This window comes from Myxococcaceae bacterium JPH2 (assembly GCA_016458225.1).
Lineage (GTDB): Bacteria > Myxococcota > Myxococcia > Myxococcales > Myxococcaceae > Citreicoccus.
Genome location: JAEMGR010000023.1, coordinates 156,395 through 169,661 on the forward strand (window position 1 = coordinate 156,395; position 13,267 = coordinate 169,661).

Here is a 13,267-nt window from a genome sequence, read left to right on the forward strand (position 1 = left end):
CTATACCCGTAGACACCCGCGCATGCACGCAATCCGTGCCCTGACGGGGCGTCCCGGGCGGCCCCCGCCTCCTCGCCGGGAGGGGGGGCTCCGCCTGAGCCTCAGTGCGCGATGAAGGTCGTGGGGAGGAGGACCTTCTCGCCCGGGCCCTGGTCCAGGCTCTGCTTCAGGTGCAGCTCGATGACGGCGTGCTTGCGCTTCTCCAGATCCATCCGCTGCGAGGTGAAGAGGATGGTGGCGGAGCGGGCGTTGATGAGGCCGCCCCCGGTGCCTTGGTGATACAGCCCCACCTCATCGAAGCGCACCCGGATGTTCGCCTCGGGCGCGCCCTTGGGCAGGTAGAAGTAGCCCAGCAGGTGCGCGTGGTCCTGCAGCGACAGGTCCATGAACCGGCCCGCGGGGGCCAGCGACACCGGCACCGGCTGACCTCCGGCCGTCACCTCGACGCTGCCAATGCCCAGCATCACCTTGTCGTAGTCCTCCAGCTCCGCGCCCTTGAGGCGCAGCTCGAAGCGGTCCCCCGGGGGCTCGTGCACCGGAGAGATGCCGTCGGAGTCGCCGCACCCGCCCAACATGGACGCCAGGAACATCACTCCCGCCACCACCGACTTGCTCGGGGTCTTCATCGCGCCTTCTCCCAGAACCCAGGTTCCACGGCTCGGCCCAGGCCCCAGTTGGGGTCCAGGTTCCAGAACTGCTTGCTCAGCGGGACGGCCCACCGCGCGCCCGAGAGGTTGTGGGACTCCAGCCGCTGCAGGGTCCCCTCGAGGATGGCGCGGTCCGCCGGCAGCGCCGCCTCCAGCGCGGAGAGCGCGGGCGCGGGCGTCCCGAGCACGCGCTCGTTGCAGACCGCGGTCACCCACTCCCTCGCGACCTTCACCGTCAGGGCCGCCATCTCCGAGCGCACGACGTTGCTCGCGGAGATGGCCGGGTTGGCCCACAGCACGCCCAGCGCGTCATCCACGCCGAACACCGCGCCCACGTTCCCCAGCGCAATGGGGCCGGCCGCCATGCACTCCGTGAGGGCCTTCTCGCTGGCCAGATAGAAGCCGCGGTCGCGCGTCACGGGCGGCGGGCTCAGACTTCCGCCCGAGTCCGCCTTGAAGTTGCACGTGGCGCCATCCGCGAACTGCGTCGTCGGGCCCGTGGCGACGGTGGACAGGACGCCCGTCGCCTTGTTGACCGCGTAGAAGGTGTTGGCGCGCGAGGTGTTGGAATTGGTGGTGCCGTAGAAGAACAGGTCGCCCGCGGCCGTGAAGATGGCCGACACCATGGAGTTCCCCTCGGACGTCGCGTCATTCACCTTCGAGCGGAAGGGGATGTCCGAGAACGTGCCCGTGTGAGGGTCCACGACCGTCACGCGCTGGGTCGCGCTGTTGAAGCCATACAGCAGACCGTCCACCGGGCTCACCGCCACGTCCGCGACCCGGAAGGTCTCGGGGGTGCCCACCACCATGTCCGACAGGACCGCGCCCGTCTGGGGATTGACCTGGATGAGGTGGTTGGTGGTGATTTCGAACCCCACGAAGATGCCATCCTTCAGGAAGGCACCCGCGCCCCATCGGGCCGAGTTGGCCGCCCCCGTCACCAGCGGCGCGATGACTTGCGTGGAGCCGTTGGCGTCCACCCGGACGAGTTCGGGCGGATGCACCGCGTCCGAGGAGATGGCATACAGGAAGCCATCCTTGTGATTGAACGCCAGCGCGTTGTACGGCAGCGCCGTGTCCCCCTGGAGTGACAAGGAGCCAGTGGCCGGGTCGAAGATATAGAGATGAGAGGGGCCAGAGGGCGTGCCGTCCGGGGTCGAGGACGACGTGGAGATGTAGATGGTGTCGTCGCAGTGGAGCACGGGCTCCTGGGTGCAGAGCACGTTCGTGGAGGCCTGGCTGGAGCCGCTGTTCTCCCAGCCGATGCCGAAGATGTTCGTGAAGCTGACGGTGGCGTTCGGGCTGTCCGGGTTCGTGTCCAACGCGCCCAGGGCGATACACGCCTCATAGCTGGGCAGGTTGTATTGACATTGATACGTGACGTTGCCCCCCACGGGCACCGTCAGGGGCGGCAACGGCGAAAAAGTGCACGTGGACAGCAGGTTGTCCGTGGCCGCCAACAGCACCGAGGGCAGCGTGGGGTGGATGTTCGTGGCCTTGAAGGTAAAATTCAGCGTGGCCGGATAATTCGTCACGAGGGCCTGCTTCGATCCGTTCACGAGTTTCTCTGCCAGGAAATCATGCGCCCCGGCACCCGAGGACCAGAACACTCCTCCCAGCAGGACACCCAACCATCTGCGATTCATGCGTTCGCGCCTCCCCCCGTGTGACTCCCTCGTCACGGGGACGCCGGCCCTATGCACGCGGGATGCCTCGCGTTGGCTCGCGGTTGAAAACCTCCGGCATCGGGCTTGGGTCTCGGCCCGCTGACCGGCGTGTATCACCTAGAAGACAGACACGCCGCCCCACGATGAAGACCAGCCAACCCTCGGCCTGCGCGTCAGGACAGGGACGCAAAGGCGTGCGCCTCTCCCACAACCGCGCCTATACTGAAAAACCTGCAATTCCAGCTTGAAACTAATACAGCCCGCCACCTTGGCGGCATTTGCGAGCTGTCTCGTAGCAGAGGCCGACGTCAACGCTGAAACGGGACGACAAACCCTGACAGGAAGCTCCGCATCGCTGGCGCCAAGACACGCGATCCCGACTCCGAACATGAGGAGCCAGGGCCCCAGGAGGATGGCCAGGTGCTGGACCCGCGACAGCTTGCTGAACACCCCCAACCCCGAGGCTGCGGCAGCTCCCTGTCTCCGGATCCTCGAGTCGGGCCGACGCGCCCGACATCAGCGGCCGGAGGCTCCTCTCGCCCCCAGCCAGCGGAAGCCCACACGCGCGGACCTATCCCCAGGTTGCCCTCGCGCGGCGGGATACCGCAGAGACTCGCCACCGCCACCTGCCCCGCCGACCAGAGGACGGCGGATGCGAGGAACATGACCACGCTCGAGACGATCAAGCGAGCACGTTCCATGGGCGGCCCAAGTGATAGCACGGCGTGGCGCTCCGCCCTGCCTGCGTGCCGCCCCCGGGTCGCGCCCAGCCCCATCCCTTCCCACCCGTGGAGGAGGTGACACCCATTCCTCCCCAGCAAGTTGTCAACCCAAGAGGTTGACTGATACTCACTGGACCTGTGAAGGCCATGAGTGAGAACGGGACCCTCGTGTATCCGGCGGGTCTCCAGCCGGGTGCCCTGGTGGGTGGGTGGCGCATCGTCGGGATGCTGGGCGCGGGGGGCTACGGAGCCGTGTATCGCGTGGAGCACCCGGATGCGCCCGGGCTGCCCTTCGCGCTCAAGCTGTCGCTCCACACGGACTCGGCGCGGAGCCTGCGCGAGACGGCCCTCCTCCTGGACAAGGCCGTGCATCCCCACGTCGTGCGCGTCCACGCGAGCGGTCGGTGGCCCCATCCCCTCACCGGGCTCCCCTACTTCGTCATGGACTGCATTGACGGCCCGGCGCTCCACACGTGGGCAGACACCTTCAACCCCACCTTCCGCCAGCTCGCCTTCGCGGCAGGCCACGTGGCCCTCGCGCTCGACCTGCTCCACGCGCGCGGCGTGGTGCACCGCGACCTCAAGCCCGAGCACATCCTCATCCAGCGGACCACCGGCCAGCCCATCCTCATCGACTTCGGCGCGGGAGACGTCGCCGGCGCGCCCACGCTCACCACCGCCGCGCTCCCTCCTGGCACCCATCACCTGCGCAGCCCCGAGGCCGTGCGCTTCCATCAGCGCCACTGGCGCACGCCCGAGGCGCGCTATCCCTACACCCACGCGGATGACCTCTACGCGCTCGGGGTCTGCCTCTACCGCGCGGCCACCGGCCACTACCCCTTCCCTCCCGACCTGCCCACCGACCTGCTCTATCTGGCCATCGCCACCCGGGCGCCGCCCCCACCGCGGGTCATCAACCCGCGCATCCCCCCGCCGCTCGCCCGGACCATCCTCCGCTTGCTGGAGAAGGACCCGCGGCGGCGGCCCCGGAATGGAGGCCAGCTCCACGCGGAGTTGGTGGAGGGCATGCTCGCCGCCTCCGAGGCGCCCTACGCCACCCGGCTGTTCCTCGAGGAGCCTCGGCCTCCCTCGCATCCGGACGATGCGCCCGCGCAGGTGCACGTGCCTCGCTGGCCCAGCCGAGCCTACCCACCGCCTTCGCCCTGGCCGGGACGGCTCGCGCGCCTCATCCCCGAGAGCTGGCTCGACGCGCTCGCCCGCTGGCAGGAGCGACAGGAGCCCGCGCCGCCTCCGCCTCGCCCCCGCCCTCGCTGGGGAGCGACCGCGGTGCTCTGCCTGCTGCTCGGCGGACTCTGGTGGCACTCCGTGCAGTCCCGGGGCTTCAATGGCAGCACAACCCCCAGGGTCACCTCCAAATTCGACTCCTCTCCAGGTAATAAACTGGCGTCACCCCCAGAGTCCCCACACATTGGGCCTGCCGCGATTCCGCTCCCCGTGAGCCCTACCCCCGCGGTCGTCGCCTCACCGGCGCCGTCTCCACAGGAAACCCCCGCCGTGCCCAATCCCTCTCTGTCTCACCCGCCTGCCTCGCGGCAGGGCGTCACCCCTTTGCGTCGCGCCCTCAAGGTGGCCGCTGTCGCCGCATGCACAGGCATGGCCTGCGCGGGCGCGCAGACGCGCTCCGGTCCGCCGGGCCCCCAGTGCCCCGCGGATGCCGTGGCGACGATGCGCCGGGAATACGGTCTGCGTGGCACCGAACCCATCGGCGTGGCTTGGGAGCCCGACCACACCGATCGGCGCTTCAAGGCCCGCGACGGAGCGCCCGCGGAGGCCACCGTCAACATGCCCCTGAACCGCATCCCCGATGGCCTGCTGCTGAAGGGAACGTTCATCTTCTCCGAGTCGCGCGTCTTCATCCGCTTCACGAAGGCACAGGACGCAACGGGCCGCATCGTCCCCGTCTGCTTCGACGCCTGGACCACCAACGGCGAAGACGTTCAAGTGGGCCTCACCCGCTACCCCGGCGGGGAAGCGAACACCGCCAAGCTCGACTCGACCTTCCCGGTCTTCCCCAAGTTCGACTGAGCCAGGGACCCCGTCCGTGCCCGCCTCTCTTGGCGGTTGCCTCCTGGCGCTGCTGCTGGCCACGGAGACATTCCGTCCCGATACGCCTCAGGTCTCACCCGAGCCCCGCCCGCTCGCAACGCCCTCGGCGCAGGACACGGATGCACCCGAGATCCACATCCAACCCGGGCGCGCCGTCACCCTGCGCTTCGCACAACCCCTGGCCCTCGAACCCCTGTCTCCACGGGACTCGGTGCACTTCGACGACGTCGCGGTGACGCCCGATACACTCGTCCTGCTGCCCACGGGGTCGCTGAATGAGGGCGCGCGCCTCTGGCTCGACGTGCGCTTCGCCCAAGGCGCGGTCCCCGCTCACACGCGGCTGCGGCTGGTCGTCCACGCGGTCAGGCCCGATGACGAGGTTCGGATCCGACTGGCCTCGTCCCCCACTTCGGGCCTCGACGTGGCGCAGTGCCTTCGCCCAGAGACGAATCCCAGTGGACTCGACGGGGAGTTCAGCACGGGCGGGATTGACTCGCGCGGAGTCAATACACAGTTGCGCCCCACGGATGGCATCGTCCGCGCTTCGGACATGCCTCCCATCGTCTCACTCCTGAGCCTTCGCGCCAGCGATCGCGTCGCCGTGGTCGTCTTCCTTCGAGAGCAAGACCTTCCCCTCTCGCGGGCCCCCGCGCACGCCACCTTCCGCGCCACGCGAGGAAGCGGACTTTCGAGAACAACGGTCTTCCAGGGAGCGCCTCTGCGTGACGACTCGAGGGTGCCCATCGTGGTGCAAGCGGAGGCGCGGCCCGAGGCGCTCCTCGGTGAGTACACGATGGAGGTGAGGGACCGCGACGACGCGCTGCTCTTCACCGTCCCCGGGGTGCAGTTCCCTCGGCTCTGACGGGGGGCCGGGCCGGGACAGGCTCCAGCGGGAGCTCCACGACGAAGGTGGCGCCCTGTCCCGGCTCGCTCTCCACCCAGATGTCTCCGCCGTGCGCTTCGACAATCTGGCGCGTGATGAAGAGGCCCAGTCCCAGCCCGCCGTAGTTGCGGGACGCAGCGCGCTCGAAGCGCGCGAAGATGCGGCCCTGCGCCTCGTGCGGGATGCCCATGCCGTGGTCCCGCACCACGAGCCAGGCCTTGTGCGCGTGGGGCGCCACCTCCATCTGGATGGGGTGTCCCGCGCCGTACTTCATCGCGTTGGTCAGCAGGTTGAGCATGACCTGCTCCATGCGCAGCCGGTCCCACTGGCCCAGCACGGGCTCCGGCGCCACCAGCTCGAAGGGGCACTCCGCCTTGTCGAGCTGCTCGGCGACGTGACTCGCCACCTGGCGCGCCACCTCTGACAAGTCCAACGGCTCCAGGCGCAGGTCGAGCCGGCGCTCGTTGACGCGCGAGACATCCAGCAGGTGGTCCACCAACTGGGACAAGCGCTTGAGCTGCTCGTCGAACACGCCCAGCATCCGCCCCAGCTTCGCCACGACGGGCAAGCTCCGAGGCGTGCCCGCGAGCGCCGCGCCCATCTGCTGCACGCGCAGCTTCATGGAGGTGAGCGGCGTCTTCAGCTCGTGCGACGCGATGGACAAGAACTCGTCCCGCGCGCGGATGGACTCCTGCGCCGAGCAATAGAGCTGCGCGTTGTCGATGGCGAACGCGGCCCGGCGCCCCAGCTCCTCGGTCAGCGCCAGCTCCTCGCGCGAGTACACCTGACCAGGCTGCGGCGAGACCAGGAACAGCACGCCCAAGGTCCGCCCGCGCGCGCGCAGCGGCACCCCCAACGAGGGCCGCTTCAAGAGCGGACCCACGGCGGCCCACCGCGGCTCCGCCAGCGCACCGGCATCCAGCAGGCCCCGCGACTCACGCGAGGACTCCGAGCGCCCCGTGGACAGCACGCGCGCCGGCCCCCGCAGGGAATCCGCGCGCGGAGGATGGGCCTCCAGGAACTCGCGCGCCGTTCGCTCACGCGAGGAGACGCTGTCCGCCACCGCCACCGGGCGCAGCTGCGCGCCGTCCACGCGCATGAACACCACACACAGCTCCGCGAGCGACGGCACCGCCAGCTCGGCGACACGCTGGAGCGTCGTCTCATAGTCGAGCGAGGTCACCAGCTCGCGGCTCGCCTCGGCCAGGAAGCGCTGGGAGGCCTCCGTCCGCTTGCGCTCGGTGATGTCCGTGGAGATGCCGCACATCGCGTACACCGCGCCGCTCGAGTCGATGAGCGGGAACTTCTGCGTGAGGTGCACGTGGACCCCGTCGTCGTGCGGCACGCGCTCCTCTTGTTCGACCGGGGCGCGGGTGCGGAAGACGGTCTGGTTGGCGCGAGAGAGCTCCTCGGCGATGTCGCGCGGGAAGACGTCGAAGAGGGTCCGCCCCGCGACCTGCTGGCGGGTGCGGTGCAGCAGCTGCTCCCACGCGCGATTGACGAAGATGTAGCGGCCCCGCGCATCCAACAAGAAGAAGACGGCGGGCGCGTTGTCCAGGATGGAGCGCAGGCGCGCCTCGCTCTCCAGCAGGGCCTGCTCGGCGCGCTTGCGCTCCGTCACGTCGATGAGCACCGCGAGCGAGCGGGTGACCTTGCCCGCGGCGTCGCGCTCCGCGATGGCGGACAAGAGCACGTCGATGCGCTGCCCGTTCTTCTTCACCAGCTGGTACGGCACGTCCCGGCAGATGCCCGTCTTGAAGTACTCGGGCAGGACGACGTCGCGCGCGTAGCGCTGGGACTCCGCCGTGAGGAACTCCACCGAGTCGCGCCCGAGCACCTCCGCGCGCTCGTACCCCAAGGTGATCAACCAGCAATCGCTGACGCTGATGAGCCGCCCCGCCCGGTCGATGGAGTGCATCATCACGGGCGTGTTGTTGTAGAGCGAGCGGTACTTCTCCTCGCCCGCGCGCAGCGACTCCTCGCTCCGCTTCAGGTCGGTGACGTCGTTGAAGACACACACGCCGCCCTGCGTCCGCCCCTGCTCGTCGCGCACGGGGCGCGCGCTGACGAGCAGCCAGGCCCCCGAGGGTCGCTCGGCGTTGCGCAGGAACACCTCCGCGCGGTCCACGAACTCGCCATGGAGGGCGCGCACCACGGGCAGGCGCTCGGGCGGATAGAGCGTGACCTGGTCCGGCAGGTACAGCCCGAAGTGCTCGGACCACTGCGCCACGGGCACGTCCACCGGCCCCATGCCCAGGATGCGCTCGGCCGCGGGGTTGAGGAGGAGGAAGTGGTGGGACGCGTCCACCACCACGACGCCCTCTCCCATGCTGGCGAAGACGGATGCGAGGAGGGGGCTGGGCCCCTGCGGAGTCCCGCCCAGGGAGGCGGGCCCCGGGCTGTCGTGCAGGCGAGCCATGGGTTGAAGGAAGAGGCGAGCCCCCTTCCCTTCAACGATGGGGGCGCCCGCCCTCCGCGCCAACCCGTCCGGCGGGCGTCACTTCCCCGACTGGCGCTCGGCGGCGAGCTGCTGCGCCCGCTTCTCCACCGCGCGCAAGGTGTCTCGCACCGCGCTCTTCTGGCCCATGTTGACCAGGAAGGTCGGGATGGAGCCCGCGGGGTCCACCGAGAAACGATAGACGGCGTAGGAGGCGTGCTCGCCCCGAGGCTCCACGTGCCAGGTGCCTTCGTTGAGGCGCACGCGCACGGTGTCCCGCCGACCGGGGAACAGGTCCGGCTCCGCCCACCAGCGCTGCGCGAAGACGCCCGTGCCGTCCGGCGCCACGCCCGACTCGCGCACCACGTGGATGATGAAGTCGCGCGCGGTGACGACGGGCAAATCCAGGCGCGTGTACGAGACGTGCTCGCCCTCGGCCACGGTCTTCACCGTGCGCGCCTCCTTCACGTAGGGCATCCAGAAGCGGTACGTGTCCACGTTCTCCAGCGCCGCCTGCACGTCCGCGGCGCTCGCGTCGAGCTGTCCCTCGGCCCACACTTCGCGGGCCTGCGTGCCGGGGCGCGGACGCACCTTCACGACATACGGCGTCTCGGTGACGGTCTCCCACTCTTGCGCCCACGCGCCCTGGGCCACCAGCACCAGCGCCCACAGCACCACCCGGCTCGACTGCTTCGTCATCGTTCCGCGTCCTTCGCTTCCGGCCCCTCGGGCCGACCTGTATCGCATCTTTCCACGCCCCCGAGCCCCGGACGGCGCACGTGGGCATCGACTTTTGGCGCTGACCGGGGCAAAGCCTGGGACTGCCTATGCGCCCTCACATTCCCGGTCCCCCGCCTGAGCGTGGCCTCTTCTGTAACCGCACCCTCAACATGCGCGCCATCAAGGCCGTGGGCTACGACATGGACTACACGCTCATCCACTATCGGGTGGAAGCATGGGAGAGGCGTGCCTACGAGTACATCCGCGACCGTCTGGTGGCGCAGGGTTGGCCGGTCGCCGACCTGACATTCGACCCGATGCTGGCCATCCGCGGGCTCATCATCGACACCGCCACGGGCAACCTGCTGAAGGCCAACCGCTTCGGCTTCGTGAAGAAGGCCCTGCACGGCACGCGCCCCCTGGAGTTCGAGGCGCAGCGCGAGGCCTACGCACGCATCGTGGTGGACCTGTCCGAGCGCCGCTGGGTGTTCCTCAACACGCTCTTCTCGCTGTCCGAGGCCTGCATCTACGCGCAGCTCGTGGACCGGCTGGACGCGGGGCAGCTGCCCGGCCCCATGGGCTACGCGGACCTCTACGAGCACGTGCGCAAGAACCTGGACGCCACGCACATGCAGGGGCGCCTCAAGGCGGAGATCATCGCGGACCCGGAGCGCTACGTCCTGGATGACCCGGAGACGCCGCTGGCGCTGTTGGACCAGAAGAACGCGGGCAAGAAGCTCCTGCTCATCACCAACAGCGAGTGGGCCTACACCGAGCCCATGATGCACTTCGCCTTCGACCGGCACCTGCCGGCGGGCATGACGTGGCGCCAGCTGTTCGACGTGGTCATCGTCAGCGCGCGCAAGCCCGAGTTCTTCACCACGCGCTCGGCCCTCTTCGACGTGGTGGAGGTGGATGGCGAGGCGCTCCTGCGTCCGCACGCGGGGCCGCTCAAGGTGGGCACGCCCTACTTTGGCGGCAGCGCGCTGGAGCTGGAGCGACACCTGGGCATGAGCGGGGATGAAATCCTCTACGTGGGCGACCACATGTTCGGCGACGTGCACGTCAGCAAGAACGTGCTGCGCTGGCGCACCGCGCTCATCCTGCGCGAGCTGGAGGACGAGGTGCGCGCCATCGCCGCCTTCCGCGCCACCGAGCTGCGCCTGGGCGAGCGCATGGAGCGCAAGGAGCGGCTGGAGGCGGAGAGCTGCCAGGTGCGTCTGGAGCTGCAGCGTCGGCGCCATCAGTACGGGCCGCGCGGCACCACGCCGGAGACGGAGCTGGTGGCCCGGCTGGCCGAGCTGCGCACGGAGCTGGAGGCGCTGGACGCGGAGATTGGTCCGCTGGCCCGCGCCGCCACCGAGCTGTCCAATCCCCACTGGGGCCTGCTCACGCGCGCCGGCAACGACAAGAGCCACCTGGCCCGGCAGGTGGAGCGCTACGCGGACATCTACACGTCGCGGGTGAGCAACTTCCTCTTCGCCACCCCGTTCGTGTACCTGCGCAGCCCGCGCGGCAGCCTGCCGCACGACCCCAGCCTCCCGGGTGGCACGCCCGTGTTCAACGTGGGCGACGGCGCGGGCGCGGGCCCCATCGGGCCGGACACCGCCGAGTAGTCCTCGCGCGTCTCACGCTCACTGCGAGATGCGCCAGAGCGCCTGCAGGTCCGGGGGCAGGTTGCTGGCGACGTCGTCCGCCTCGCCCTCGGAGATCTGATCCTGCAGGGCGAGGAACACGCAGCGCACCAGCCACTCGGCCTCCTCCAGGGGCTTCTGCAGCACCTCGGCCACGGACTCGACGAGCAGCTCCTTGCCGAAGCGCAGGGGGCGCTGCGGGCGCAGCTCTGGCGCTGGCAGCAGCTCCACCAGCCGGCGCGGCAGCTGCGCCTCCAGGTTCCTCGCCTGGGTCGGCTGGATGCGCTGCTCCAGGGCCCCCAGCACGGCCACCGCCGCGCGCTCGGCCACCGCCTCCTCCACCTCGGCCAACTCACGCACGTGCCGGATGAAGGCCGCGTAGGTCGTGTTCACGTGGGATTCGTGCCGCTGGTGGCGGCGGTACAGCAACTCGGACTCGGTGCTCGGACGGGTCATGGCGCGCCTCCCTGGCCATCAGATCCACGGTGCGCACGCCCCCCGCCGGTCCGGGACGGCCAGCCGTCCGGGCCCCGGCCCCCGCCGCCCGTCTCCAAGCCGTGAGGTGACCCAACCCGTGAAGATTGCTGGCCTTTTGTTCAGTCCTCCCGCCTGAGGCGTGCCCCGTCGCGCGGGCATGTCAGACCGGCTCGGTATGAGTTGTCGCGTGAGCCACTCGAACGCCAACAGCCCGTCGTCGCGTGTCCTGGAGCAGCGCAACCTGCTCGGGGGGATGGACCTCATGCCTGTGCTCGGTCAGGGGAAGCGGAAGCGGGCGCGCCAGTTCCACGTCGCCGCGGAGCGGCGGCTGGGGTTCGCGGCGGCGCTCGCGCTGGTGGTGGAGCACGGACGGCAGCGGGCCAAGGAGACGGGCACCACGTCGCTGAGCCGCTGCCCGCGCTGCGAGCACGTGGGGCCCACCGAGCAGGACTTTGGCTTTCGCATCATCCGCGGCGAGCAGCGTCCGCAGTCGTGGTGCCGAGGCTGCCGCGGCGTGAGCGTGGCGCCCTCGACGACGAGCACGATGAGCGCCTCGCGCACCGAGGACGGCTGGCTGTTCCCGCCGGAGACGCTCAGCACGCGGCCGCCCAAGCGCGGCAAGCGCTCCAGCTCGCTGACGTGAACACCTTCCACCGGGGGCGGCGGGCCCTTCCCCGGGTTGGACCCGTGGAGGGGCCCACTCCTCCGGGGGGAGGATGCCGCCTTCGCCGCCCATGTCCGAACGCACGGCGAGGCCCCTGTCCTCCCCTCTGGAGGGGGATGGAAAAGCCAAGGCGCCGTCCCTACCTCAACGGCAGGAGGGCTTCATGGCCGTACGGACGAGAATGGCAGGCATCACGAACAAGCGACGCGTGAGCGCGCACTCGGCGCAACCCAGCCAGCAAGCCAGCAAGGGACGCCGGATGCTGCCCCATGACGACGCTGCTGCGCTGCAACTGAGACGGGCGCTGGAGCGGGCCACCCTGGGCCCCGCCTCCGAGTCGCACAAGCCCAAGAGCCACCGTCGCAGGACGTCGCTGCAAGGCCGCAAGAAGGCGCCCAGCGAGATGGCCGTGAAGCACCGGGGCGGTCCCCGCAGGCGCTCGCGGCTGCACGGCGGCTGAGGTCCCCGCATCCACCGACACCGTCCTCGCCCCAGGTGGGTGAGGGCGGTGTCTGTCTGTCCGCCATGACGTCAGCTCCGCTGCCACTGCGCGCGCCGGAAGCGCAGGCGCAGCGACTCGAAGGCCGCGTAGGACAGGAGCAGCAGCGCGGCGAAGAGCGCCGTCACTCCGAGCAGGTACGGAAAGTCCCCGGGCGCGGTGGCGTGGGCATGCACCGCGGACAAGAGGCGCCGTGGATCCGTGAGCACGTCCCAGCTGTTCCAGCGCTCCACGCGGCCCAGGTAGATGCCATAGCCACACAAGAGCGAGGTGAGCGCGACGAAGGCCCAGGCGCCCACGGGGCCCCAGCGGCGCTGAAGCCAGTGCTTCCACACCTCCAGGGACAGCAACCCGAGCAACCACCCGGTGGCGGCGAACAACGCGAGCAAGGCCGCGTCGAACCACAGCGGCACGACGGGCCGCTGGCTCAGGTGGATGAAGTCCGTGAGCAGGTAGGGCGCGTTGGGGAACAGGGCCAGCCACGCGACGGCGAGCGGCCCCAGGCTCCACCAGCGGTCATGACCGCGCACCATCAGCCAGCGCGCGGCGAGGGCCAGCAGGTACGGCAGCCACGCGAGGATGAGGTTCCAGAGGAGGAACACGTAGCTGACGCCCTGGCTCCAATCCAACCGGAAGGCCAGCAGGGCCACGGCGGCGGTGCTGCACAGGAGCGCCGGCACCAGACCGTGGCGGCGCAGCATGGACAGAAAGGCAGGGAACGCGCTGGGAGGCTGGGACATGGTGTGTCCGAGGCAGGCGAACCGCACCCTCGTGGCACCCCTGCCACGAAGGGACGATTCTGGAGACAAGGTACCCACGCCCAAGCAACTCCAGGGCCAGCCTGCCAACC

General features: G+C 69.9%; 11 protein-coding genes. 5 read left to right on the forward strand and 6 right to left on the reverse strand.

Annotated features, from left to right (window positions below; all coding sequences use genetic code 11):
• Positions 1-101: 101 nt before the first annotated feature.
• Together JGU66_28315 and JGU66_28320 are read right to left on the reverse strand one after the other, a co-directional pair.
• The gene (locus JGU66_28315) at positions 102-626 is read right to left on the reverse strand and encodes a hypothetical protein (GenBank protein MBJ6764691.1); all 525 of its coding nucleotides are present in this window, start codon (positions 624-626) and stop codon (positions 102-104) included.
• On the reverse strand, positions 623-2,293 hold the full coding sequence (locus tag JGU66_28320) for a hypothetical protein (protein MBJ6764692.1): 1,671 nt from the start codon (positions 2,291-2,293) through the stop codon (positions 623-625). Before JGU66_28320 ends, JGU66_28315 begins: the two co-directional genes overlap by 4 nt.
• 890 nt (positions 2,294-3,183) lie before the next feature.
• Between JGU66_28320 and JGU66_28325 the strand changes: the two genes are divergently transcribed.
• Both JGU66_28325 and JGU66_28330 read left to right on the forward strand, forming a co-directional pair.
• A complete protein-coding gene (locus tag JGU66_28325; GenBank protein ID MBJ6764693.1) occupies positions 3,184-5,082 on the forward strand; it encodes a protein kinase in 1,899 nt (632 codons plus the stop codon).
• 16 nt (positions 5,083-5,098) lie between these two features.
• Positions 5,099-5,965: a DUF2381 family protein gene (locus JGU66_28330; GenBank protein MBJ6764694.1), complete on the forward strand. Its 867-nt coding sequence runs from the start codon at positions 5,099-5,101 to the stop codon at positions 5,963-5,965.
• Here JGU66_28330 and JGU66_28335 read toward each other — a convergent pair.
• Positions 5,931-8,405, reverse strand: coding sequence for a PAS domain S-box protein (locus JGU66_28335; GenBank protein MBJ6764695.1), 2,475 nt, complete (start codon positions 8,403-8,405; stop codon positions 5,931-5,933). The genes JGU66_28330 and JGU66_28335 overlap by 35 nt on opposite strands.
• Positions 8,406-8,483: 78 nt before the next feature.
• Complete coding sequence (locus JGU66_28340) at positions 8,484-9,170, reverse strand: hypothetical protein (protein ID MBJ6764696.1); 687 nt, start codon at positions 9,168-9,170, stop codon at positions 8,484-8,486.
• Positions 9,171-9,250: 80 nt separating this feature from the next.
• Between JGU66_28340 and JGU66_28345 the strand changes: the two genes are divergently transcribed.
• Positions 9,251-10,759 carry an HAD-IG family 5'-nucleotidase gene (locus tag JGU66_28345; protein MBJ6764697.1) on the forward strand — a complete coding sequence of 503 codons (1,509 nt, stop codon included), beginning with the start codon at positions 9,251-9,253 and terminating at the stop codon, positions 10,757-10,759.
• 18 nt (positions 10,760-10,777) lie between these two features.
• Here the strand turns inward: JGU66_28345 and JGU66_28350 are convergent, their stop codons facing one another.
• Complete coding sequence (locus tag JGU66_28350) at positions 10,778-11,233, reverse strand: DUF2267 domain-containing protein (GenBank protein MBJ6764698.1); 456 nt, start codon at positions 11,231-11,233, stop codon at positions 10,778-10,780.
• Positions 11,234-11,411: 178 nt separating this feature from the next.
• Here JGU66_28350 and JGU66_28355 point away from each other — a divergent pair, with 178 nt between their 5' ends.
• Together JGU66_28355 and JGU66_28360 are read left to right on the forward strand one after the other, a co-directional pair.
• Positions 11,412-11,897 carry a hypothetical protein gene (locus tag JGU66_28355; protein MBJ6764699.1) on the forward strand — a complete coding sequence of 162 codons (486 nt, stop codon included), beginning with the start codon at positions 11,412-11,414 and terminating at the stop codon, positions 11,895-11,897.
• A gap of 184 nt (positions 11,898-12,081) precedes the next feature.
• Positions 12,082-12,378: a hypothetical protein gene (locus JGU66_28360; GenBank protein ID MBJ6764700.1), complete on the forward strand. Its 297-nt coding sequence runs from the start codon at positions 12,082-12,084 to the stop codon at positions 12,376-12,378.
• Between the two features lie 71 nt (positions 12,379-12,449).
• Here JGU66_28360 and JGU66_28365 read toward each other — a convergent pair whose 3' ends face one another.
• Positions 12,450-13,157, reverse strand: coding sequence for a DUF1361 domain-containing protein (locus JGU66_28365; protein ID MBJ6764701.1), 708 nt, complete (start codon positions 13,155-13,157; stop codon positions 12,450-12,452).
• Positions 13,158-13,267 lie beyond the last annotated feature (110 nt).